The organism is Vibrio satsumensis (genome assembly GCF_050337435.1).
In the GTDB taxonomy this organism is placed as follows: domain Bacteria; phylum Pseudomonadota; class Gammaproteobacteria; order Enterobacterales; family Vibrionaceae; genus Vibrio; species Vibrio satsumensis.
On sequence record NZ_JAKJSX010000012.1, the window covers coordinates 36,088 to 60,732 of the forward strand.

Consider the following 24,645-nt stretch of genomic DNA (forward strand, 5'->3'; position numbering starts at 1 on the left):
AAATTGATGGTTTTCGCGATCAATCGAGTCTTTTGGCTCTTATTTACGCAGCTTTGTTTTTAGAAAACTTGATCTGTTGAATCACCAAGCCAGCAATGATCAGTACCAAACCAAACAGTGTCGCTGGGTGAATCTCTTCACCAATGATGGTTGAAAGTAGCATCAGTGAGATAAATGGCGAGGCAAAAATCAGGTTGCTGATACGTGCTGTATTGTTGGTTAGCTTGAGTGCTGATAACCACAATACAAAGGTAATCCCCATCTCGAACAGACCAACGTAAGTCACCGCCATCCAACCCTTCGCCGTAATTTGGCTAAAGCTTTCGCCTTCGTAAAGGGTTAAACCGATCGCGAAGGGTAATGCCACTAAGAAACCAAGCAGCACGCCAACCACTGGGTCAGCCTTGTTTTTGGTGTTGAGAATCCAATATCCCGCCCAAAGTAGAGTAGAAAGCAGCGCCAGTGCCACACCGAGTGGGCTGTCGAACTGCATGCCTAACACATCGCCTTTGGTCGCAATAACTACCACACCCGCATAGCTGAAAGTACAGGCGATCCAATCTTGCTTACGAATCTTTTGCCCCAGAAAAACCGCCGCCATTAAGGTTAGCGTGATAGCCCAGCTGTAGTTGATAGCTTGAGCTTGAGAAGCGGGCAGCAGGTCGTAGGCTTTGAATAGGATCAGGTAATAGGCCAATGGGTTAACCAAGCCAAGCAGCAGGTAATACCAAGGGTTTGAAAGGAACGTTGTACTCAGCTGAGAAAGCTTGCCTTGAAAGGCGCAGACTGCGATCAGCGCAATCGACGACACAATGCTAGCGATAGTCAGCATTTGAATAGGTGAAAACTCAGCAAGGGTCAGCTTAAAAGCAGTAGCGACCGTTGACCACAGCAATACTGCGGAAAGGCCAAAGCCTAAGGCACGACGTTCGTTCATGGTAACTCATTCTAATTTGATGGGACAGAATACGGAGCGCCTAGTCTATCTGCCGAATTTTAATACGGCAAACTGGACATTTATCCAGTATCAAAATACCATTTAATGAGTTATTTCCAATTAGGCTAAATCATTATCATGCAATGGATTATCGAACATCAGGCAACGCTTATTGCTGCAATTTCTGGCGCGCTCGTCAGCGGTGGCGTCGTGGGTTGGTGGATTAAACAGAAGCTCTCTTTTCAGCAGCGATTGCTCGAACAGCAGCTAGAGTCCGATCGTTTGTTGCATGAATCTCAGCAATCTCAGCTCAAATCATCACTCGCAGAGGCGCAACAAGAACTCAATGAGTTAGATGATGACCGAGACAAAGCGGCATTCGAGCTCAAACAGGCGCACGGTAAGGTGATGGCTGCGATGGAAAAGCTGCGCTACTTTGAGGCGGTAAAGCAAGAGCGCCAGCAGTACGCTGATGAGATCAATGTGCTTAAGGATCACAAGTCTGAATTGGAAGCTGAACTTCGTGAGCAAGAGGCAAGGCACGATCAAGAAAACCTCGCCAATAGCGAAAAGCTGCAGTTGCTAGAACAAGCTGAATCTCGACTTAAGCAGCAGTTTGAGTTGTTAGCGAACCAATTGTTTGAGAGTAAAACTGCCAAGGTCGATCAGCAGAATAAGCAGAGCTTAGAAGGTTTGTTGTCTCCATTGAGAGAGCAGTTGGAAGGCTTTAAGAAACAAGTGAACGATAGCTTCAGCCAAGAAGCCAAAGAGCGTCATACCTTAGTGCACGAGCTTAAGAACCTACAACGTTTGAATGAGAGTATGACGCGTGAAGCGGTTAACCTGACTCAAGCGCTAAAGGGCGATAACAAACAGCAGGGTAACTGGGGCGAAGTGGTACTGGCTCGCGTGCTTGCTGAATCAGGGCTTCGCGAAGGCCACGAATACCAAACGCAAGTGAATTTGCAAAACGATGCAGGCAAGCGTTACCAGCCGGATGTGATCGTTCATCTGCCACAAGATAAGCAAGTGGTGGTCGATTCGAAAATGGCGTTGGTGGCGTTTGAGCGCTATTTCAATGCCGAAACCGACCAACAACGCGATGCCGCACTGCGTGATCACTTGGTGTCACTGCGAGCGCACATTAAAGGCTTGAGCCAGAAAGATTATCATCAGCTCAAAGGCATACAGAGTCTGGATTATGTGTTGATGTTTATCCCGGTTGAGCCAGCATTCCAAGTGGCGATTCAGGCGGATCCTAGCTTGGTTAAAGATGCGATGGAGCAAAACATTATCTTGGTCAGCCCAACTACTCTGCTGGTGGCACTGCGGACCATTGATAACTTATGGCGCAACGACAGACAAAACCAGAACGCGCAAGTTATCGCGGAACGTGCGAGCAAGCTTTATGACAAGTTACGCCTGTTTGTTGATGATATGGAAGGCCTTGGCAGCTCACTTGATAGAGCCAACCAAAGTTATCAAGGGGCGATGAATAAGCTAGTCACAGGGCGGGGCAATGTGATTCGTCAGGCTGAAAGCTTCAAGCAATTGGGGGTTGAAGTGAAGAAACCGATTTCGATTGGTTTGGCTGAAATGGCGCAAAATGAGGCTTTTTCAGAAAATGCCTCCTTAGTAGAAAGACAACCTGCTGAGGATAAAGTAAACTAATCGGCCGCAGCGCCTCTAAATACAAAGAGCGCTGTCGATGAAAACTTACCATGGTAGATAACAGCATTATGGACACAAGCGTGCAGACAAATTCAGCAGTAGAGTCAGAAACCACACACTTTGGTTTCGAAACAGTCGCAAAAGACGAAAAAGTCGCGAAAGTAGCAGAGGTATTTCACTCTGTAGCCGCTAAATACGACATCATGAATGACTTAATGTCGGGTGGTGTTCACCGCTTGTGGAAGCGATTCACGATTGATTGCAGTGGCGTTCGCCCGGGTCAACGTATCCTTGATCTTGGTGGTGGTACTGGCGACCTGACTGCGAAGTTCTCGCGTATCGTTGGTGAAAAAGGCCACGTGGTTCTTGCTGATATCAACAACTCAATGCTGAATGTTGGCCGTGATAAGCTGCGTGATAGCGGTATTGTGGGCAACGTACATTACGTGCAAGCAAACGCTGAAGAGCTGCCTTTCCCAGACAACTACTTCGATTGCATTACTATCAGCTTCTGTCTGCGTAACGTAACCGATAAAGACCAAGCGCTGCGTTCAATGTACCGCGTGCTTAAGCCGGGTGGTCGTTTGTTGGTTCTTGAGTTTTCTAAGCCGGTACTTGAGCCGCTATCAAAGGTTTACGATGCATACTCTTTCCACCTATTGCCAAAAATGGGTGAGCTGATTGCTAATGATGCAGACAGCTATCGTTACCTTGCAGAATCTATCCGCATGCACCCTAACCAAGAAACCTTGGAAGGTATGATGCAGGAAGCGGGTTTCGAGAATACTAAATACTTCAACCTAACGGGCGGCATTGTTGCGCTGCACCGCGGTTACAAGTTCTAGTCGAGCTCGGTAGCAGGCTCGCTGAGCGTGCTAAATAATAAGAATAAAGATAGAACGGATAGGTTAAGGCTTATCCGTTTTCAAAGGTAAGGACAGTCATGCCATTTGATCCATTGGTAACCGCGGTTATTGAAACCTCTTTAAATACTTTCGTGAACGATGATCCAGCACTGGTTCGTCGTTTGTCTCGTTTAAAGGGGCAGATCATTCAAGTCAATTTGAAAGAGTTGAATAAAACACTCACTTTCGTTTTCAGCCAACAGATTGATGTGTTGTCAGAATACGAAGGGCAGCCTGATTGCTACCTATCTTTGAACCTATCGGTGTTACCTGAACTGCGTGAGCAATCGAACATCACCAAACTGATCAAGCAAGATAAGCTGATCTTAGAAGGTGATATTCAACTGGCTCAGAAATTCGCTCAACTGATGACAGACTGCAAGCCAGACTTGGAAGAGTGGTTGTCTCGTGTGACGGGTGATGTCGTAGCGCATACCTTGGTACAAGGCGTTAAGAATGTCGGCGACCTTGTGGCTAAGCAAGCGACTAAGCATCAAAACCATGTTGCTCAAGTTCTGACAGAAGAGTGGAAGATCGCACCTGCACCGTTAGAAGTCGCGTACTTTTGCGACCAAGTTGATGACGTAAAAAGCTCTGCTGCTCGTCTTGAAGCTAAGTTGAACGCTCTGTTGGAGAAAGCATGACCCCAACAGAACTGAAACGTCTTTATCATATTATCAAGGTACAGTTGGAATACGGCCTTGATGAGTTGATGCCGGAACACCAACTGACTAAAGCTCCTTTGCTGGCGCGAAAGTCACTGTTTTGGCTTAAGAACAAGCATCAAGATAAAGAGTTGGGTCATCGCTTGCGTCTTGCGCTGCAAGAACTTGGCCCTGTGTGGATCAAGTTTGGACAGATGATGTCGACACGTCGTGATTTGTTCCCTCCTCATATAGCCGATCAGTTGGCGTTGTTGCAGGACCAAGTTGCGCCGTTTGATGGTCAACTGGCTAAGCAAGATATGGAAAAGGCGCTCGGTGGCAGTTTAGATAACTGGTTTACCGACTTTGATATCGAGCCGCTTGCTTCTGCTTCCATCGCTCAGGTGCATACTGCCAAGCTTAAAGAGAGCGGTCGAGAGATTGTTCTGAAGGTCATTCGACCTGATATTCGCCCGGTGATTGACGCAGATCTAAAACTGATGCACCGAATGGCGCGTATAGTCGCTAAGTCGCTTCCTGAAGCACGTCGTTTGAAACCAGTTGAAGTCGTTCATGAGTACGAGAAAACATTACTTGATGAACTAGACCTGCGCCGAGAGGCGGCTAATGCGATTCAACTGCGACGTAATTTTGAAGGCAGTGAAGAGTTGTATGTCCCTGAGGTTATCCCTGATTTAAGCAGTGAAACCCTGATGGTGTCAGAGCGAATCTATGGGATTCAAGTATCCGATATTGAGACGCTAGAAGCCAACGGCACCAACATGAAATTGCTCGCGGAACGTGGTGTGACGGTATTCTTCACCCAAGTATTCCGAGACAGCTTTTTCCATGCAGACATGCACCCGGGCAACGTATTCGTTAACCCAGAGAATCCAGATAACCCTCAGTGGATTGGTTTGGATTGTGGCATTGTCGGCACGCTCAACAGCGAAGATAAGCGCTATTTAGCAGAGAATCTGTTGGCTTTCTTTAATCGAGATTACCGTAAGGTTGCAGAGCTGCACGTTGATTCGGGGTGGGTTCCACACGACACCAACGTCAATGATTTTGAGTTCGCGATTCGTATGGTGTGTGAGCCAATTTTTGCAAAACCACTTGGCGAGATCTCATTTGGCCATGTGTTGCTAAACTTATTTAATACAGCAAGACGTTTCAACATGGAGGTTCAGCCTCAGTTGGTACTTCTACAGAAGACCTTGTTGTATGTGGAAGGCCTAGGTCGCCAGTTGTATCCGCAACTTGATTTGTGGGCAACTGCCAAACCTTTCCTTGAAACCTGGATGATGAATCAGGTGGGGCCGCAAGCTGTGATCAACGCAGTAAAAGAGCGCGCGCCATTCTGGGCAGAAAAACTGCCAGAGCTGCCAGAGCTACTTTATGACAGCTTGCGCCAAGGTAAAGCGATGAACCACAGAATGGATCAGCTTTATCAAGGTTACCGAGATAGTAAGCGTCAGCAAGCAACTGGAAAGTTTTTGTTTGGCGTTGGAGCCACTTTAGTCGTATGCTCCGCAATATTAGTTTCAAGCCCTTATGAGCAGCTATCTATGGGCTGTGGCATCGCAGGTGTCACATTTTGGTTGCTTAGTTGGCGAGCTTACCGTCGTTAGACAGTAGACTCTCTTAATATTTTTTATGTGTAGACAGACCCGAGGACAATGACAATGGGTGGTATCAGTATTTGGCAACTTCTAATCATTGCTGTAATTGTAATTTTGCTATTCGGAACAAAGAAACTGCGCGGTATGGGTGGTGACTTAGGTTCAGCGGTTAAAGGCTTCAAAAAAGCGATGAGCGATGAAGACAAGCCTGCAGATAAGAAAGATGCAGACTTCGAACCAAAGAATATTGAACAGCAGAAGACAGAAGCTCACGCTGAAACAACTGCTGAAACAAAGAAAGACAAAGAGCAGGCGTAAATCGTGTTTGATATCGGTTTTTGGGAACTGGTATTAATATCTGTCGTTGGGTTAGTGGTTTTAGGGCCTGAGCGTTTGCCCGTGGCGATTCGCAGTATTTCCAAGTTTGTTGGACAAGCGAAAAGCATGGCAAACAGTGTGAAAGATGAACTTTCTCATGAGCTTAAGGTGCAAGAGCTGCAAGAAAACCTACGCAAGGCGGAAAAAATGGGAATGGAAGATTTATCTCCAGACCTTAAAGCGTCAGTCGATGAACTCAAGCAGGCCGCTGCTGAGGTTCAACGTCCGTATGCTAAGCCTGAGTCTGATAAGCCAAGTGAGACTAAACCTAGTGTCACGGAAACTGTGGAATCTGAAACCATTCAGGTCAACAGCGAAGCTTCAGCACCGTCAGATAAGAAAGCCGAATAGTCTCGCAAGGAGGAGTCGCCGGATACTTGAGTCGCTAGATGTTTAAGTCGATAGCTATTCAAGTCGATACCTATTCAAGTGGATACCAATTCAACTGGATAGATAGGTGCGCGGCTCCTTTTCGATCTTCCTGTTTAAGAGGTTTGACATGTCTTCGACTGAGCAGACACAGCCTTTAATTAGCCACCTTCTAGAACTACGTAATCGTCTACTACGTGCGATTGTCGCGGTGCTAGTGATATTTGTCGGGCTAATTTATTTTGCTAATGATATTTATGAATTCGTATCAGCACCTTTGGTAGATCGTCTACCGGAAGGGGCGACGATGATCGCAACCGATGTTGCATCGCCATTTTTCACACCACTGAAATTAACCTTGATCGCGTCTATATTTCTCGCGGTTCCATTTATTTTGTATCAGGTGTGGGCTTTTGTTGCTCCGGGTTTATACAAGCATGAAAAACGCTTGATCATGCCGCTATTGGCTTCAAGTTCATTGCTGTTTTACTGTGGTGTGGCGTTCGCTTACTTTATTGTATTCCCGTTGGTATTTGGCTTTTTTACGGCCATATCATTAGGGGGAGTAGAGTTTGCAACCGACATCTCAAGCTATCTTGATTTTGTACTCGCGCTGTTCTTTGCTTTTGGTATTGCCTTTGAAGTGCCAGTTGCGATTATCTTGTTGTGTTGGACGGGGGCAACAACGCCTCAATCTTTGTCTGAAAAGCGTCCTTACATTGTTGTGGGTGCTTTCATCATCGGTATGATGCTGACACCACCAGATATGATCTCGCAAACACTGTTGGCGATTCCAATGTGTATTTTGTTTGAGATTGGTCTGTTCTTCGCACGTTTTTATACGCGTAAGCCAGATGCGGATGAAGAGGAAGAAGCTGAATCTTGATTTGGAATGCTTCAGTAAAAATTACATAATAAAAAAGCGGCCTAGGGCCGCTTTTTTATTATGTCTGTTTATCGAATCTTTAACTGATAGCCACAGTTCTGACATATATAGAGCTCTTTGATGCCCCAAATTTTATGCCATAGAGTTCGATGTTGACGTTGTAAGTGCTGTGAATGGTCACACATAATCAACTACCTCCATATGCAGGTGGTTGATACTATACATGTCACTTAGCTTTCTCAAATAAATTCAGGAAAAATCCGTAATAATTACTTATTAATAGATTTGTTATAAATTAAACAATGATTTAGCATTGATAGTGGTTATGTTTTCGACTTCTTTAAGAGTAATTCCGCGTAATTCGGCGATGCGTTTTGCCACCAATTCTGTGTAGGCCGGTTCATTGCGTTTGCCGCGATTTGGTGTAGGTGCCAAGTAGGGGCAATCTGTTTCTAGGATGACGTAATTCATATCCAGATGTGGGATCACCTTATCCATTCCTGAATTCTTAAAGGTCGAAACACCACCTAATCCGAGGTGAAAGCCGAGCGCGTTGATCGCTTGAGCCTCTTTTAAGCTGCTGCCAAAACAGTGGAATACGCCACGTAAGCTGCCATCTTGTTCTTTACGAAGTAGGGCAAGTGTCTCTTCAATAGAATCACGAGTGTGGATCACCACAGGTAGAGCGAGCTCTTTGGCCCATTGCAGTTGAGTCACAAACGCCATCTCTTGTTCAACCTTGAAAGTTTTATCCCAGTACAAGTCGATGCCAATCTCACCCACAGCGATAAAATCATGCTTATCAAACCAAGCTCGAATGGTTTTGAGGGTTTGCTCGATATTCGCATCCACATAACAAGGGTGTAAGCCCATCATTGAACGGCACACATCAGGAAACTGAGCTTCCGTCGCTAGCATTGGTTCGATAGATTCTAAATCGATGTTCGGCAATAGAATGGTATCAATCCCTTGAGCCAGTGCGCGCTCTACAACTTGCTCGCGGTCTTCATCAAATTCGCTCGCGTAAATATGAGCATGAGTGTCGATCATTGTTTTGTCCTGAAAGCGGTCTTTACTGAGTTGTCATGAGTATACGGCAGTGTGAGGAGAAGGTCATTTTTTGCCATTTCTCCCTGTTTTTGAGTGGGTTTTATATTTTACTGCTAGCGTCCTGAGCCATCAGTGATATGCTTTTGCCTGTATTTAGCACTTTTCATATCTAAGTATTTCGGTGCTTAGACTAGGCAAGGAGAATCTAGTGTCTGTTTCAATTCAAGGTCAATTCCCAGGTCGCCGTATGCGCCGTATGCGTAAGCACGACTTTAGCCGTCGCCTAATGGCAGAAAATCAATTGTCTGTGGATGATCTAATCTACCCAATGTTTATCCTGATGGGTAAAGACCGTCGCGAGCCTGTCGAGTCAATGCCAGGTGTAGAACGCTTGTCTATCGACTACATGCTTGAGGAAGCAGATTACCTGTCAAAACTGGGTGTTCCTGCGATTGCTCTATTCCCAGTCGTGAACCAAGATGCTAAAAGTTTATGCGCAGCTGAAGCTCATAACTCAGAAGGTTTGGTGCAGCGCGCTGTACGTTTACTAAAAGAGCATGTGCCAAACATGGGCGTTATTACTGATGTCGCGTTAGACCCATTCACCACACATGGCCAAGATGGCATCATCGATGAAGATGGTTACGTGATGAATGATGAGACGACTGAAGTCTTGATCAAACAAGCACTATCACACGCTGAAGCGGGTGCTGACGTGGTTGCACCATCGGACATGATGGATGGTCGTATTGGTAAGATCCGTGAAGCGTTAGAAGAAGCGGGTTATATTCATACTCAGATTATGGCGTACTCTGCGAAATACGCATCGTGCTATTACGGCCCATTCCGCGACGCAGTCGGCAGTGCTTCGAATCTGAAAGGTGGTAACAAGAAGAACTACCAGATGGATCCTGCAAATAGCGATGAAGCGATTCACGAAGTCGCGATGGATCTTAATGAAGGTGCCGACATGGTGATGGTTAAGCCTGGTATGCCTTATCTAGACATCGTGCGCCGTGTGAAGCATGAACTTCAAGCGCCGACATTTGCATACCAAGTGTCTGGTGAGTATGCGATGCACAAAGCGGCGATTCAAAACGGTTGGCTTAAAGAGCGTGAAACCGTAATGGAATCATTGCTGTGCTTTAAGCGAGCTGGTGCCGACGGCATTCTTACTTACTTTGCTAAAGATGTTGCTGAGTGGCTTGCAGAAGACAATGCACAAGCTGCAGAGCACTTAAGAGAAAAGTAATCGTGTAGAGTTCACTTAAGTGATCAGTTAAGGGTTGGCCATTGTGCCAGCCCTTTCGTTTATAAGGATGGATAAGATGTCAGTTGTTGTACGTGAAGGCTCGTTAGAAGAGGTGGTGTCTGTTGTCGATCAGATCTCTGAGTTCGCTAAAAAAGAAAGTATCGCTTCCCTTTCAGAGCGACTGACAGGGAAAAAGAACCTTATCTTAGTGGCTGAAGAATCTGGCGTGTTGCTCGGTTTTAAGATCGGCTATGAATTGGATCAGCATACTTTTTACAGCTGGTTTGGTGGCGTATCGCCGCTCGCGAGAAACAAAGGCGTTGCACAGGCTCAATTAGATGTTCAAGAGCAGTGGGTGCAAGAGCAGGGCTATAGGCAGTTAAAGGTTAAGTCCCGTAACCAGTTCCCTGCAATGTTGCGCCTGTTATTAAGAAACGGTTACTTAATCGAAAAATTTGAAGAAAAAGAAGACATTAATGACCATAGAATCCATTTTTTGAAGCAAATTTGAGCACTGGCGTTAACAGTCTATAAATTAAATGAGATTTATTCTCACTTAATTGTTGACTATTAAATGAGAATCATTATTATTAACTTCGTCTTAGGGAATGAGGAAATGTTCACAAGGATGTTAAGTACTCAAGTATCTACTTGGTTACCCAACAGAATTCTCGCGAACTTGTACTAAGTTCTTTTTGACACGACATTGCTCACATTGCTTCCAGTGTAATTTATAGCTTTTAGGTAAAGCTGTGATATTCAATTTGAATAGCTTTACCGGTTTTTGCTAGGCGACATCTTCGGGTGTCGCTTTTTTTATACCTACCATTTCAACAATATGCATATTCAGTGGCACGTATTTTTATGAATAAAACGCCACCAGCATTCTTTTCCACAACGCAAGATCGAGAAAAGATCGTTGATCATATGTTCGATCTGTAAAATTATTCTTTATTTTCAATTGCTTATTGGTGTTTTTTGAGTTGTTTACCTTAGTTCTCAACAGGGTGGATAAATAATATAAACAGAGTTATCCACAGAACGCTTGCGTCTAAGAACAAAAAATAACAACAAATCGATTATAACGAACACAACCGAGTGAACGGATACAGATCGACAACGTGGAATCCAACCAACAGACGTGGCATTCTTAACAGATAATTTCTGTACTTACTGGATACACAAACATTATGGCTCGTATTCCTGATAATCCATTGATTCTGATCGATGGCTCTTCTTACCTATATCGCGCGTTCCATGCTTACCCTGGCACAATGAGCAATGGTGATATCCCAACTAACGCTGTTTATGGTGTAGTTAACATGCTGCGCAGCATGATGCGTCAATTTGCTTCTGATCGTATTGCGGTAATTTTTGATGCGAAAGGAAAGACGTTCCGTGATGACATGTACCCAGAGTACAAGGCAAATCGTCCACCTATGCCTGATGATCTTCGTTGCCAGATTGAGCCTTTGCACAATGTGATTCGTGCAATGGGTTTGCCACTTATCTCTATTCCCGGCGTTGAAGCGGATGATGTGATCGGTACGCTTGCTTCTCAAGCTTCTGCGATGGGTATGCCTGTGCTCATTAGTACTGGCGATAAAGATATGGCGCAGCTTGTCGATGACAACGTTACTCTGATCAACACCATGACCAACGTGGTAATGGATCGTGAAGGCGTGATTGAGAAGTTTGGTATCCCGCCAGAGCTTATTATCGATTACCTGGCGCTGATGGGCGATAAAGTCGATAACATTCCTGGTGTTCCGGGTGTCGGTGATAAAACAGCAACAGCCCTTCTACAAGGTATTGGTAGCATCGAAAAGCTGTATCAAAACCTTGATGATATTGCCGCTCTTGGCTTCCGTGGTTCAAAAACGATGGCTAAGAAGCTGATTGATAATAAAGACAACGCTGAGATGTCTTACGAGCTTGCAACAATCAAACTCGACGTCGAGCTAGAAGAGACGCCTGAGTCGCTTGTAAAAGCACAACCAAACACGGATGAGCTGATTAAGCTATACGGTCAACTGGTCTTCAAATCTTGGCTAAACGAGCTACTTGAAGGCGGCAGTGGTGTGGTTGAAGCGGATGATAAATCTGCCGCAGCGGGAGCTGGATCAGTACGCAGCAGCGCTTCTGCAACAACGTCTACTGTAGAGATGAATACGTCTGCCGTGACGATTGATCGCAGCAACTACGAAACCATCTTAGATGAAGCCTCTTTTAATGCGTGGCTAGAGAAACTGAAAGCGTCAGAGGTGTTTGCCTTTGATACTGAAACAGACAGCCTAGATTACATGGTCGCTAACCTTGTTGGTCTATCATTCGCAACCGAAGAAGGCGTTGCCGCTTACGTACCGGTTGCCCATGATTACCTAGATGCACCTCAGCAGCTGGATCGTGACTGGGTACTTGAACAGCTTAAGCCTATTCTTGAAGATGACGCACAAGCGAAAGTAGGTCAGAACCTGAAATACGATATGAGTGTGCTAGCGCGCTACGGTATCGAGATGAAAGGCATCAAACACGACACTATGTTGGCGTCTTACGTTTTCAATAGTGTTGGCGGCAAGCATGATATGGATAGCCTAGCGCTACGTTTCCTACAACACAGCTGCATCTCGTTTGAGCAGATCGCAGGTAAAGGTAAGAAGCAGCTTACTTTCAACCAGATTGAGCTGGGTGAGGCGTCTCCATACGCTGCAGAAGATGCAGATGTGACACTACGTCTTCATAACCGTTTAATGGAAAACATCGAGCAAGATGAAAAGCTAAAAGCGATTTATGAAGAGATTGAAGTACCACTGATCCCAGTGATGTCTCGCATTGAACGCACTGGCGTATTCATCGATGACATGTTGTTAGGCGCTCAATCGCAAGAGATTGCGGTTCGTTTGGATGAGCTAGAACAGAAAGCCTACGAGATTGCAGAGCAAGAGTTCAACATGAACTCTCCAAAACAGTTGCAAGCGATTCTGTTTGAGAAAATGGGTCTGCCTGTTATCAAGAAAACGCCATCAGGTGCACCTTCAACCAACGAAGAAGTGCTGCAAGAACTGGCGCTTGATTACCCATTACCGAAGCTGATCATTGAGTATCGTGGCCTTGCGAAACTGAAGTCTACCTACACAGATAAGCTGCCGAAGATGATCAATGCTGAAACGGGCCGTGTTCATACGTCTTATCACCAAGCGGTGACAGCAACGGGTCGTTTGTCTTCGACGGATCCAAACTTACAGAACATCCCAATTCGTAATGAAGAAGGTCGTCGTATCCGCCAAGCATTCGTTGCACAACATGGTTGGAAGATTCTAGCGGTCGATTACTCTCAAATTGAATTGCGTATCATGGCTCACTTATCGGGTGATAAAGCGCTTCTGGAAGCGTTCCAACAAGGCAAAGATATTCACGCAGCAACTGCGGCTGAGATCATCGGCGTTAATATTGAGGATGTAACGACGGAACAACGTCGTCGTGCTAAGGCCGTTAACTTCGGTCTTATCTACGGTATGAGTGCCTTTGGTTTGGCTAAGCAGCTAGGGATTCCTCGTGGCGAAGCACAGCACTACATGGATACTTACTTCGAGCGCTACCCTGGTGTAATGCAGTACATGGAAGACACACGCAGTGCTGCTTCAGAGCAGGGCTTCGTTGAAACTATCTACGGTCGTCGTTTGCACCTTCCTGAAATTCAATCTCGTAATGGCATGCGTCGTAAAGCTGCTGAGCGTGCGGCGATCAACGCGCCAATGCAAGGTACAGCGGCAGACATCATCAAGAAAGCTATGCTATTGGTTGATGAATGGATCCAAGCGGAAGGCGATGGTCGAGTTAAGTTATTGATGCAAGTACACGATGAATTGGTATTTGAAGTAGAAGAGTCATCTTTAGCCGAAATTGAAAGTAAAGTACAACAATTGATGGAATCAGCTGCAGAGCTAGAAGTTCCGCTAGTTGCGGAAGCTGGCCACGGTGACAACTGGGATCAAGCCCACTAATCAGTTTTTGACCTTATTGAGCAAATTAGTATGAGCCAGTGCACAAACACTGGCTTTTTTTTGTCTCAAATAAAGTTGAGTCGTAAGAAGTATTTGGATGTTTTAATAAAACATTCATGAAAAAAAACTACAAAAATTGTTTTCATTTCTGAGCAATTGTTGTACATTAAATCTCGTAGGGTACAGAGGTAAGATGTTCTATCTTTCAGACCTTTTGTTTCACGTTATTGGATTAGGCTGATTCAGCCGCCCCAGTCAGTATTTGACTGGGGCGTTTTTTCTTGTGCGAAAGAAAAATATTTCCAACCTATAATTCCCGCGTTAATCGGCTTCTTTTTAGTACCTTCTCTCTTCTTGTCGAAACTTTCTCTCTATCACTTGATTTGTCTTAAATCTGGAATTTGATCAGCAATTGGTAATTTAAATCCGTCTCTAGGTGGATTGTTTTATTCTTGGAAATAACTTTTATTTTACAAATTGCTCATAATTCATTGACCACTTACGTCTTATTTATCAGTGCATTGAGTGGGTGAATGCTCAATGTAATCCATGATTTCTTGTTGTTTTTCGGTACTGAATTTCAGTGCTTCGGCTGTGATCTGTATTGAGTGCGCCATGGAAGAGATGTTATGGGTCGCTTTCACTAATGTTTGCTGCATGGGCTTAAGGATCAGTAGATAGATAGCCGTTAACGCGATAACAATGACCGCGATCACCGCCGCCAGCGCAATAATGATTTTAGTTTGGATGTCATCTAGCAGTAATTGACTGGTTTTCTTAAAGGCGATTCGAGAATTGTCTAAGGCTTGCGGTAGTTGGTTGAGGGATGTTTTGGTTGAACTGGCAAGCTTATTAATGCTCTCAACAGTTTGATTCAATGCTTGCTGCTGGTCATCGCTGAGGTTGGGGTTGTTGACGATGGCTTGCAACGATTGTGATATCACCTCGAGAGATTCACTTGCCTCTTGAGCGTACTTCTCCATGCCATCGAGATCTAAGGTCATATCAACATTGACTAGAGCGGCCTCGGTTTTGGGCTGTTCCGATTCAGACGTTGCACCAGAAAATGAGATCAATATAAGTGCGATGGTCGTCAAGGGTTTTTTCCACATGAGTATTCCTTTCTCACTGTTCAGTTTGTTAAAGGTTGTCTTTTAGTATGGTTCACTTCTCTCGCTTCTAACTGATTAATCTTGTCTTTAACTCTCAAGATCTAGGTTTAACTGACTCATTTTCGGGTAAAAAAATACCCCACCTATAAAAGGCAGGGTATTGATAAGGCTAAATCACTGGTTGTCAGTGCTCTAGCCTCTAATTATAGATAAAGCTCTATATAGAGACTACTCTGAATCGTTGTGTTCTTCGTCTGCTAACTCATCGATCAGTTGGTCTGCAAGCGCTGGTGCGAACCACTCATCCATCTTGGCACGCAGCTGGTCTACGCCGATGCCCTTCATTGAAGAGAAGACATCAACCGCCACATCACCACCGAAAGATTTCGCATCGTTACGAATTTTCAGTAGCTGTGCTTTACGCGCGCCACTTTTCAGTTTGTCTGCTTTTGTTAACAAAACTTGTACTGGGATACGGCTATCGATAGCCCAGTAGATCATTTGTTGGTCAAGGTCTTTCATTGGGTGACGGATATCCATCAATACCACTAAACCTTTCAAGCTTTCACGTCGTTGTAGGTATTCACCTAGCGACTTCTGCCATTTTTTCTTCATCTCAAGTGGTACTTGAGCAAAGCCATATCCAGGTAAATCGACGATATGACAACCGTCCGTTACCTTAAATAGGTTAATTAGCTGAGTTCGACCGGGTGTTTTACTGGTTTTCGCCAAGCTTTTTTGGTTTGTAACGCGATTTAGCGCGCTAGATTTACCAGCATTGGAGCGTCCTGCAAACGCAATTTCGATCCCTTCGTCTTCTGGTAAATGACGAATATCAGGTGCACTGGTAATGAAATGCGTGTTTTGATAATGAATTTTTACGCTCACTGTTAACTCCATCTCGACTTTGTGTAGTCGATTGATTACTTTTTTGTGAATTTGTGTAAAATAACCGTGCTCGGCATAAGGTCGCCTATTGTACCATGAGTGGCAACATAGAGTGGTACTGGAAGCTTGATAATTATAATGGAATGTCATGAAGAAATTAGCGCTAATTTTGAGTCTTTTAGCCAGCTGCTCAGTATGGGCTCAAGGTAGTATTGAAGCTGGTAAAGCCAAATCACAAACATGTGTTGCCTGCCACGGTGCTGACGGCAACAGTCTGATCACTCAGTACCCTAAGCTGGCTGGTCAACACGAGAAGTACCTAGATAAGCAGTTAAAAGAGCTTAAGCTAGGTATGACGAGTGGTGGTAAGCAAGGTCGTTATGAACCTGTAATGGGTGCAATGGCGATGCCTTTATCTGAAGAAGATATGGCTGACCTAGCGGCATACTACGCATCGCTACCTATCTCTAGTAACTCTACTCCTGAAAATGTAGTAGATGAAGGTAAGGTTCTTTACACAGCGGGTAACGCAGAACGCGGCGTAACGGCATGTATTGCTTGTCACGGCCCTCGTGGTAATGGTACCGAACTTTCTGGTTTCCCTAAGATTTCAGGCCAACACGCAGATTACATCAAGGCTCAACTTGAGAAATTTCGCGATGGTAGCCGTAATAACGACATGAATGCGATGATGCGTGATGTAGCTAAAAAGTTAACAGACGCAGAAATTGATACCTTATCGAAGTACGTTGGTGGTTTACACTAATTTGTCGGTTTCTTGCTCTTAGCCAGAGTCAAGGAATGTACGCTCGAGCGAGATTGAAGAGACGCCCCGGTCAGTAATGATCGGGGCGTTTTCTTTTGTATTGGTTTTATTAATGAATTATACACTTGTGTCTGATTTATCAATGTGTGATCGATTTGTGTACAAAAGTGTGAAGTCGCACTCTTGTAGTCTTTTTGTAACCGGGTAAAGTAACGGCCATCAGCTAGGAGCTGACTTAGATATGGATGATCATCTAGTCTAACGGTATAGACAGAAATGGATCAGGCTAGGACAGCCCAGCAACAAGGTGTTAGAAAAGGATAGCCAAAACTCATCAGGACGATGAACAACAAACAAATTTGGCATGGAAAGCACCAATAACAAATGGAGATTTGTGTACCAAGTTGAGTATGCAAATTTTGGCCGATATAGGCAGATTTAGAGAGCGATAGGTTTTCCTATCGCTTTTTTTATTGATTTGATGAAAAAACACCCAATACCACTCCACTATAAACTCAGTTTCTGGTATGTTTCGCATCCCTGTTTAAGGATGTGCTATGTATACTTGTCCCTTATGCCATCACCAAGGCGTGAATCACTATTTTGAAGACAAACGCAGAGCCTATCTGCAGTGTCAGCAATGTGAACTGGTATTTGTTAAACCTGAACAAAGGTTAGAAGCAAAAGAAGAAAAAGCACACTATGATCTCCATGAGAACGATCCTAGTGATGCAGGCTATCGCCGCTTTTTATCTCGCATTGCGGATCCACTAACAGACAAAATTTCATCTAACTCACAAGGGTTAGATTTTGGTTGTGGCCCAGGCCCTACGCTATCTATTATGTTAGAAGAAGCCGGACACACCATGGAGTTGTACGATATCTATTACCACCCAGATACCTCTGTGTTGGAAAAAACGTATGACTTTATGACTGCTACCGAGGTGATAGAGCATCTTTATCACCCAGACAAAGTGTGGCAGCAATGGTTGAATTTAGTTAAACCCAAGGGCTGGATTGGTCTTATGACTAAACTAGTAATAGACGTAGATGCGTTTGCTGGTTGGCACTACAAGAATGACCCGACACATGTCGTCTTCTTTAGTCGTCAAACATTCCAGTTTTTGGCAGAGCGGGATAAGCTCGAACTAGAATTTTTTGGAAATGATGTAATTTTACTGAGGAAAGTGCAGTAATGGCTCGTAGTAAAAAATCAAGAAAGCCGGGAGCTCTTGGCGCTCCGGAACCTATGGTTACGCGTAACCGTAGCGAATCTGATGTTGAAGGTCGTGAACGTAAGCGTGTTAAAAAGCGTAAAGGCCTAAAATCTGGCAGCCGTCACTCAGATGGTAGCGAAGCTAAACAGCGTAAAGCTGCACAAGCTCGCGACCCTCGTTTAGGCAGCAAGAAAAAAATCCCGCTGATTATTGAACCAGCGAAGAAGCCAACGAAACAAGAGCGTAAGCTATCTAACGAGCAAGAGTTAGAGATGCTTGAGAACGATGCTCAACTGAACACGCTGCTAGATCGCCTCGAAAATGGTGAAAACCTAGGTGCAGGTCTACAGAAGTTCGTTGACGAGAAACTTGATCGCATCGAACACCTAATGGGCCGCTTAGGTCTGTTAGAGCCAGAAGAAGACGAAGAAGAGATCTTCGAAGAAGCACCAGTTGCATCTAAGAAGAAAGCAAGCTCTGACGAAGACTTGTTATCTCAATTCGAAGACTTCGACTTAGACAGCTTTAAAGGTTAATAGCCAATGAACGTAACCTTATTAGCAATTGCTGGTGGAATTATCATTCTCGGCTTGGGCTCTTACGCAGGTTACCTTCTACTTCAAGTGAAGAAGCAGACGGAGTTGCAAAAGCAGCATCAATCACTAGCCATTGAAAAACGTAACGCGACGATTTACGACAACGTAAATACTTTGTGCTTAGCGGGCATTCAAGGGCAGTGTGATTTACCTGAGATCAGTATCCGAGTGTGTATCATTATGGATAACGTTCAGGGTGATGAGCGTGTCGATTTAGATTCTGAATATCCTGCTCTTTCTGAGCTGTACCACATCGTTAAAGATATGGCGCGCGGAGAGGAAAGACAGGAACTGACCAAGAAAGAACGCATGCAGCAGAATCTCACACGCCACAAGGCAGAGACTCGCTTGAACGATGCGGTTATCGAAGATTTGAAAAGGTTGCAGGAGAAGGTTAAGCCTCTCAACAACCAAATCAACATTCAGATGATCTAGTCGCTAAGACTATTTAATATAGAGGCTTGTTTAACATTTAGTTTTCAAGACGCGCAGTTTTTAAGATGCGCTGCTTTTGAGACATACAGCTTTTAAGACTCATTGTCTTTAGTGCGATTTGTCTTTAACAGATAGTGTTAAATGAGCCTTCTTACCTTTTGCGTCTCGTTAATCCCGACGCTTTGTTAGTGATCAAGCTAGCAGTTCTGAGTTTTTGTCTGAAAAATTGATTTTGTCTTAGAACGGCCTTACTGGTCGTGTGGCAAAATAACCCGTCTATATTTTAATGTATGTAAAATGATTTGAGAGACCTTAGGTTCTCGCGGATCTAAATTGGAAATACCGCTATGTCGAGCAAGCCAGTAACAACGAATCAGCAAATCGTTTGGGATCAAGAGATCTTAAACAAGTACAACTATTCGGGACCTCGTTACACCTCATACCCAACTGCGTTGGAGTTTCATGAAGCGTTTACCGTCGCTGATTACGACATGGCGTGTACTCAATATCCTGAGCGTCCACTCTCTCTTTACGTGCATATTCCATTCTGTCACAAGCTTTGTTACTACTGTGGTTGTAATAAAGTCATTACTCGTCACTCGCATAAAGCGGATGAGTACCTTGATGTTATTGAACATGAAATCCGCCAACGCGCCTCTTTATTGAATGGTCGTGAAGTGACTCAATTGCACTTCGGTGGTGGTACGCCAACGTTTTTGACCAAAACACAAATCACTCGCTTGATGATGATTCTGCGTGAGGAATTTAACTTCACCGCTGACGCTGAGATCAGTATTGAAGTTGACCCGCGTGAGATTGAGCTGGATGTTCTCGATCACCTACGTAACGAGGGCTTTAATCGTCTGAGTATTGGTGTGCAAGACTTCAATAAAGAAGTACAGAAGCTGGTTAACCGTGAGCAAGATGAAGAGTTCATCATTGCGATGGTTCAACGAGCGAAAGAGCTAGGCTTCCGCTCAACTAACCTTGATTTGATTTACGGCCTACCAAAGCAGACTCAAGCTTTGTTCGCTGAAACATTGAAGCAAGTGCTGGAGATGAAACCGGGTCGTCTATCGGTATTTAACTACGCACACATGCCTCAGCTGTTTGCTGCGCAGCGTAAGATTAAAGACGAAGACCTACCGGAAGCGAAAGAGAAAATGGCTATCTTACAAGATACCATCGAGACGCTAACGGGAGCGGGTTACCAGTTCATCGGTATGGACCACTTTGCTCTACCTGAAGATGAGCTAGCGGTTGCTCAGCGTGAAGGCATTCTGCATCGTAACTTCCAAGGCTACACTACCCAAGGTGAAGCTGACCTAATTGGCTTCGGTGTTTCTGCTATCTCTATGGTGGGCGATGCTTATGCACAAAACCAAAAAGAGCTGAAGAAGTACTACGCTCAGGTGAATGACCTGCGCCATGCACTTTGGAAAGGCGTGGCACTAGACAGTGACGACCTTCTACGTCGTGAGGTGATCAAGCAGCTTATCTGTAACTTTAAGCTTGATAAGACCATGATTGAATCTGAGTTCTCGGTTAACTTTAGTCGCTACTTCAAAGAAGATTTAGAGCTTCTACAAACCTTCATCAACGACGATTTGGTTGAAGTCGATGATGAAGAAATCCGCGTTACTCTGCGTGGCCGTTTGCTGATCCGTAACATCTGTATGTGTTTTGATAAATATCTACGTGCCAAGGCTCGCCAGCAGCAATTCTCTCGCGTTATCTAACAGTGCGATAGAGAATAGAACAATAAAAAATGCCAGCATCATGCTGGCATTTTTGTATCTGACTCATTCGATTTCTGCGTGACTTAGGTGAGGCTCTGTTTGGTATTTTGTTTGACCTTGGTGTTGCTGAGGTCGGTAGGCCATTGGTCAAACGGAACTGGACGGCTGTATAAGAATCCTTGAGCAAGTGGGCACTGCAGCTGCTTGAGGAGTTCAGCCTGTTGCTGTGTTTCAACGCCTTCTGCCACCAAGCTTACTTTGAAACCCTTAGTGATGTTAACGATGGCCGCGACGATGGAGCTGTCTAGATTCTCTTTTTCTAGCTTGCTGACAAAGCTGCGATCGATCTTTAAGCAGTCAAATGGCAGTTTCTGCAGATAGGCTAGGGATGAGTAGCCAGTGCCGAAGTCATCAATCGCAATTGAGATACCGAGTGCTTTTAGCGTTAGCATATTGTCAATGATGGTCGGGTCATTGTCGACGATGCGTGACTCCGTGATCTCTAGTGTCAGGTTGCCTGCTGGAAGCTTGGTGTCACGTAGCGTGCCTTTAACTAGTTCGACAAAGCTACTTTCGCTTAGTTGATCGACCGATAGATTGACGTGAATCGAGAAGTCTTTGCTCCACTTTCCTGACTCAATCGCGATTGCTGTATCTCGGCAGGACTTATGCAGAATCTGTTTTCCGATATCGTAAATGAGCCCGCTCTCTTCCGCGAGAGGAATAAATTCGAGTGGTGAGATCACCCCTTCATCGGTTATCCAGCGAGCTAAAGCTTCCGCCCCTATGGTTGAGCCGGACTCCAGATCAATAATAGGCTGATAAAACGGTTCGAATTGTTGAAGCTCAATCGCTCGGTTCATCCGCGCTAGCATCTTGGTCCGATGCCTTGATGCTTTACCCATCTCTGGGCTGTAAATACTAACACTGGTTTTGTCTTGTTTCGCGTTGCTCAGAGCAATGCTGCTACTGCGTAGCAGTAGTGTAATATCGTGGAGGTTCGAGACATTCACTATCCCCATCGATACCTTAATCACCACGCTTTCCGATTCCATTGAAAATGGGGAAGCGAAGGTTTGAAGTAAGCGATTAGTCAGTAGCTGAACATCATCGCTTCGCGTAACGTTTGGCGCGTAGATGGCAAACTCATCACCACCAGTACGAGCTAGTAGGTATTCGGATGGCAGTGTGCCCCTTAAACGAGCGGCAGCAATGATAAGCAGTTGGTCACCATTGTAATGACCTAGGCTGTCATTAATGTCTCGGAAGCGATCAATACCAATCAAATACAGCGTGCCTTTTTCGTTGTCAGGGTGTTTCTTGGCAGCATCAATAAAGCCTTCACGGCTGTAAAGTTTGGTAAGTGAGTCATAGGTAAGCTGAGACTGTAATGCGTGAAACGAGGCCTTTAAGTTACTAGCCATTTCATTGAATGAGTCCACCAGCATACTGGTTTCATAGATATGCCCCGTCTTTGGCATGCTCGTGTCCCAATCGCCCTTAGCAAGACGCTTTGCCGCATCTGCTGTCGAGGTAATAGGTTGGATTACGCGATTAAAAGCAATTAACCCTGCAATGACCCCAATGCAACTCAGTGCTAGCCCGAGCAACCAACTGTTTCTTTGGTTTTCTGGCAACTCACCGAGCAGATTGCTTTCAGGGATCGACACCCCAATAAACCACGTGAGGCCGTGTTCATCTTCGTAAGGGGTGATTTGGTTGAAGTAGCGTTCGTTGTCTAGGCGGAAGCTAAAGCGCTGCTCGCCCAAATTATCGATTAGGTGGAATTGGTCTACGTAACTGGCGCTTTCACGTATGACGGGGGTAGCACTCTCTGTTGCCAGTAAGCGTTGGCCTTTATTGGTTTTTCCTGTTCCCCATGAAACGACACTGCCTCCGCCTGAGTGTGCGACCAAGCGCTGCTGCTTATCGATGATATAAACAGAGGCATCTGTTCTATCTTTGAGCTTTCTGAGAAACGCATTGAAGGTATTGATTTTGATATCGCTGACGACGACGGCTTTGAATTCATTATCATCATAGATAGGGGAGAGAGCAGATAAGGTGATTTCTTGGCGTTCGTCAGCATTGGCATAAATTGGTGACCATAACGGTTTTTTCTGTGTCGCAACGGGTGTGTACCAAGGACGGGTTCTTGGATCGTAACCTGAAATCACCGATCGAATGTCTTCACTAATCTTGCTGCCACGGTAAATGACCAACTGATCATTAGTGCGTTCGTCTTGCGTCATCAAGGTGTAGCCTTTGTTGGCTTCTTTGCGGAAACCGACGTAGTTACCATCTTCAGAACCAAAGCCGATCACATCGAGTTGAGGTACAGCAGTGTAATGGTCTGAAAACGTATAAAAAATATAGTCTTGGACCTTACTAAGGTTGCCCGCTTGATAAAGATGGTGGTAGCCGATGTTATGGCTGAGTGAGAGGTTCGCATGAAATGGCTTTTCTAAAAAATTAGACAGGCTTTGGTGAACGTGGTCAGTAAGTGATGTTAGCTGGCGTGCACTAACATCACTCACCATCTCTTTGTAGCTTTGCTTTTGAGTAAAAACCATTACGCCCATAGTGAATAGAAAAATCATCACGAATGGCAGAACCACTGCGGTTCTCAAGGTAATTTGTGTTTTCAAAGACATCTTTAGCTACAACTTTGGTGAATAGTGTACTGTAATTGTACCGACACTATTCAGACCAAGCGACACTTTTTTGGTTAAAAAGTAGCTGCATCGAGAGTCATATTAGGTCAGTACAGCTCTTTAAGCTTGCGAGTTAGGGTGTTTCTTCCCCAACCTAAAACCTTGGCTGCATCTTGTTTGTGACCATTAGTATGGTTGAGTGCAGCCTCAAGTAGTATACGTTCAAACTCTGGTAGCGCATAAGTCAGCAGTTCTTTTTCTCCTGAATCAAGCGCACACTTTGCCCAATTAGCGAGCAGTTGTTGCCAGTTATCTCCAGTTCCAGAGGTTGTCACTACTTTTTCTTCTAGCAGCTCTGGGGGAAGGTCTGAAGGGAGAATTTCGCTGCCACTCGCCATCACGGTGAGCCAGCGACAAATGTTCTCAAGCTGACGCACGTTACCCGGCCAATTCAGCTGATTGAGCTTTAAAATGGTCTCAGGATGCAGTGTTTTCACTTCAACACCGAGCTCTTCGGCGGCTGATGCTAGGAAGTGATGAGTCAGCTTTTCAATGTCTTGTTTACGTTCGCGAAGTGCCGGGATATGGATTCGGATAACGTTGAGTCGGTGGAAAAGGTCTTCACGGAAGTCGCCTTCATGCACCAACCGTTCAAGATCTTGGTGGGTTGCGGCAACGATACGAACGTCAACCTTAACTGCTGAGTGCCCACCCACACGATAAAATTGACCATCGGAAAGTACTCGTAGCAGGCGAGTCTGAATATCGAGTGGCATGTCGCCGATCTCATCAAGAAACAGTGTGCCTCCGTTGGCCTGTTCGAAGCGCCCTTGGCGAACGCTGTTAGCACCGGTAAAGGCGCCTTTCTCGTGGCCAAACAGTTCAGACTCGATCAGATCTTTGGGGATTGCTGCCATGTTCAAGGCAATGAAGGGTTTCTTGGCTCTTGGGCTGTGACGATGCAGAGCGTGGGCGACTAACTCCTTACCAGTACCTGATTCGCCATTGATGAGTACTGAAATAGATGATCGAGACAAACGGCCAATAGCACGGAAAACCTCTTGCATTGCCGGCGCTTCACCGATGATTTCAGGCGCGTTGGTATCTTCGGCTACTTCACTGGCTTGCTCACGTTTCTGTTCTTGGCTGTGCGCGATCGCTCGCTCCACTAGAGTCAGTGTTTCATCAATATCGAACGGCTTTGGTAGATATTCAAAGGCGCCTTTTTGATAAGCATTTACCGCAGCATCAAGGTCTGAGTGCGCGGTCATGATGATCACGGGTAGGTCAGGGGAGCGTTGATGAACCTGATGCAGCAGCTCAATCCCATCAATGCCGGGCATGCGAATATCCGATACCAATACGTCAGGTGTCTCGCGCTCAAGCGCAAGTAATACGCTCTCAGCATCAGCGAATGTTTCACACTTTATATCCGCAGATGAAAGTGTTTTTTCTACTACCCAGCGGATAGAGCTGTCGTCATCGACGACCCAAACGTATCCCTTACTCATAATTCAATT

At 45.1% G+C, this 24,645-nt stretch carries 22 protein-coding genes; 16 read left to right on the top strand and 6 right to left on the bottom strand.

The genetic code is table 11. The features are described 5' to 3' along the window. Positions 1–43: 43 nt before the first annotated feature. Positions 44–937 carry a DMT family transporter gene (locus L4C44_RS16160; protein ID WP_048607574.1) on the bottom strand — a complete coding sequence of 298 codons (894 nt, stop codon included), beginning with the start codon at positions 935–937 and terminating at the stop codon, positions 44–46. 138 nt (positions 938–1,075) lie between these two features. Between L4C44_RS16160 and rmuC the strand changes: the two genes are divergently transcribed. From rmuC to tatC, 7 genes are all read left to right on the top strand, one after another. Then, complete coding sequence (gene rmuC, locus L4C44_RS16165) at positions 1,076–2,608, top strand: DNA recombination protein RmuC (protein WP_146491957.1); 1,533 nt, start codon at positions 1,076–1,078, stop codon at positions 2,606–2,608. Positions 2,609–2,673: 65 nt separating this feature from the next. Then, positions 2,674–3,453, top strand: a complete 780-nt coding sequence (gene ubiE, locus L4C44_RS16170; RefSeq protein ID WP_026012235.1) for a bifunctional demethylmenaquinone methyltransferase/2-methoxy-6-polyprenyl-1,4-benzoquinol methylase UbiE — start codon at positions 2,674–2,676, stop codon at positions 3,451–3,453. A 98-nt stretch (positions 3,454–3,551) separates the two neighbouring features. Next, positions 3,552–4,157, top strand: coding sequence for a ubiquinone biosynthesis accessory factor UbiJ (locus L4C44_RS16175; protein ID WP_428805363.1), 606 nt, complete (start codon positions 3,552–3,554; stop codon positions 4,155–4,157). After that, positions 4,154–5,788: a ubiquinone biosynthesis regulatory protein kinase UbiB gene (gene ubiB / locus L4C44_RS16180; protein WP_052880270.1), complete on the top strand. Its 1,635-nt coding sequence runs from the start codon at positions 4,154–4,156 to the stop codon at positions 5,786–5,788. The genes L4C44_RS16175 and ubiB overlap by 4 nt, the downstream gene beginning before the upstream one ends. Positions 5,789–5,842: 54 nt before the next feature. Continuing rightward, positions 5,843–6,097: a Sec-independent protein translocase subunit TatA gene (gene tatA / locus L4C44_RS16185; RefSeq protein ID WP_017060154.1), complete on the top strand. Its 255-nt coding sequence runs from the start codon at positions 5,843–5,845 to the stop codon at positions 6,095–6,097. A gap of 3 nt (positions 6,098–6,100) precedes the next feature. Next, positions 6,101–6,508, top strand: a complete 408-nt coding sequence (tatB, locus tag L4C44_RS16190) for a Sec-independent protein translocase protein TatB (RefSeq protein WP_048612432.1) — start codon at positions 6,101–6,103, stop codon at positions 6,506–6,508. Positions 6,509–6,656: 148 nt separating this feature from the next. Next, positions 6,657–7,412 carry a twin-arginine translocase subunit TatC gene (tatC, locus tag L4C44_RS16195; protein WP_017060156.1) on the top strand — a complete coding sequence of 252 codons (756 nt, stop codon included), beginning with the start codon at positions 6,657–6,659 and terminating at the stop codon, positions 7,410–7,412. Between the two features lie 288 nt (positions 7,413–7,700). Here the strand turns inward: tatC and L4C44_RS16200 are convergent, their stop codons facing one another. Next, positions 7,701–8,462, bottom strand: coding sequence for a TatD family hydrolase (locus L4C44_RS16200; protein WP_428805364.1), 762 nt, complete (start codon positions 8,460–8,462; stop codon positions 7,701–7,703). Between the two features lie 208 nt (positions 8,463–8,670). On the opposite strand from L4C44_RS16200, the gene hemB reads away from it, so the two are divergent. From hemB to spfP, 4 genes are all read left to right on the top strand, one after another. Continuing rightward, positions 8,671–9,714, top strand: a complete 1,044-nt coding sequence (gene hemB, locus L4C44_RS16205) for a porphobilinogen synthase (protein ID WP_428805365.1) — start codon at positions 8,671–8,673, stop codon at positions 9,712–9,714. A gap of 76 nt (positions 9,715–9,790) precedes the next feature. Continuing rightward, positions 9,791–10,225, top strand: a complete 435-nt coding sequence (locus L4C44_RS16210; protein WP_210447254.1) for a GNAT family N-acetyltransferase — start codon at positions 9,791–9,793, stop codon at positions 10,223–10,225. Positions 10,226–10,904: 679 nt separating this feature from the next. Then, positions 10,905–13,718 (top strand): DNA polymerase I, encoded by a 2,814-nt coding sequence (gene polA, locus L4C44_RS16215; RefSeq protein WP_428805366.1) that lies wholly within the window; start codon positions 10,905–10,907, stop codon positions 13,716–13,718. Between the two features lie 193 nt (positions 13,719–13,911). Further along, a complete protein-coding gene (spfP, locus tag L4C44_RS22805; RefSeq protein ID WP_438356636.1) occupies positions 13,912–13,959 on the top strand; it encodes a small protein SpfP in 48 nt (15 codons plus the stop codon). Between the two features lie 265 nt (positions 13,960–14,224). On the opposite strand, the gene L4C44_RS16220 is transcribed toward spfP, so the two are convergent. Both L4C44_RS16220 and yihA read right to left on the bottom strand, forming a co-directional pair. After that, complete coding sequence (locus L4C44_RS16220) at positions 14,225–14,830, bottom strand: GTP-binding protein (RefSeq protein ID WP_428805367.1); 606 nt, start codon at positions 14,828–14,830, stop codon at positions 14,225–14,227. A gap of 228 nt (positions 14,831–15,058) precedes the next feature. After that, positions 15,059–15,718 (bottom strand): ribosome biogenesis GTP-binding protein YihA/YsxC, encoded by a 660-nt coding sequence (gene yihA, locus L4C44_RS16225; RefSeq protein ID WP_017631972.1) that lies wholly within the window; start codon positions 15,716–15,718, stop codon positions 15,059–15,061. Between the two features lie 148 nt (positions 15,719–15,866). Here yihA and L4C44_RS16230 point away from each other — a divergent pair, with 148 nt between their 5' ends. The 5 genes from L4C44_RS16230 (at position 15,867) to hemN (ending at position 20,471) form a co-directional block, all read left to right on the top strand. Further along, positions 15,867–16,484 carry a c-type cytochrome gene (locus L4C44_RS16230; RefSeq protein ID WP_060983242.1) on the top strand — a complete coding sequence of 206 codons (618 nt, stop codon included), beginning with the start codon at positions 15,867–15,869 and terminating at the stop codon, positions 16,482–16,484. A gap of 557 nt (positions 16,485–17,041) precedes the next feature. Further along, positions 17,042–17,680: a class I SAM-dependent methyltransferase gene (locus L4C44_RS16235; protein WP_048612436.1), complete on the top strand. Its 639-nt coding sequence runs from the start codon at positions 17,042–17,044 to the stop codon at positions 17,678–17,680. Beyond that, a complete protein-coding gene (yihI, locus tag L4C44_RS16240; RefSeq protein ID WP_176680687.1) occupies positions 17,680–18,237 on the top strand; it encodes a Der GTPase-activating protein YihI in 558 nt (185 codons plus the stop codon). Before L4C44_RS16235 ends, yihI begins: the two co-directional genes overlap by 1 nt. A 6-nt stretch (positions 18,238–18,243) precedes the next feature. Then, positions 18,244–18,732: a DUF2489 domain-containing protein gene (locus tag L4C44_RS16245; protein WP_428805368.1), complete on the top strand. Its 489-nt coding sequence runs from the start codon at positions 18,244–18,246 to the stop codon at positions 18,730–18,732. A gap of 347 nt (positions 18,733–19,079) precedes the next feature. Next, a complete protein-coding gene (hemN, locus tag L4C44_RS16250; RefSeq protein ID WP_428805369.1) occupies positions 19,080–20,471 on the top strand; it encodes an oxygen-independent coproporphyrinogen III oxidase in 1,392 nt (463 codons plus the stop codon). Between the two features lie 83 nt (positions 20,472–20,554). On the opposite strand, the gene gepA is transcribed toward hemN, so the two are convergent. Together gepA and glnG are read right to left on the bottom strand one after the other, a co-directional pair. Next, positions 20,555–23,125 (bottom strand): phosphodiesterase GepA, encoded by a 2,571-nt coding sequence (gene gepA, locus L4C44_RS16255; protein WP_428805370.1) that lies wholly within the window; start codon positions 23,123–23,125, stop codon positions 20,555–20,557. Between the two features lie 107 nt (positions 23,126–23,232). Then, positions 23,233–24,636 (bottom strand): nitrogen regulation protein NR(I), encoded by a 1,404-nt coding sequence (gene glnG / locus L4C44_RS16260; protein ID WP_048661285.1) that lies wholly within the window; start codon positions 24,634–24,636, stop codon positions 23,233–23,235. Between the last annotated feature and the right edge of the window lie 9 nt (positions 24,637–24,645).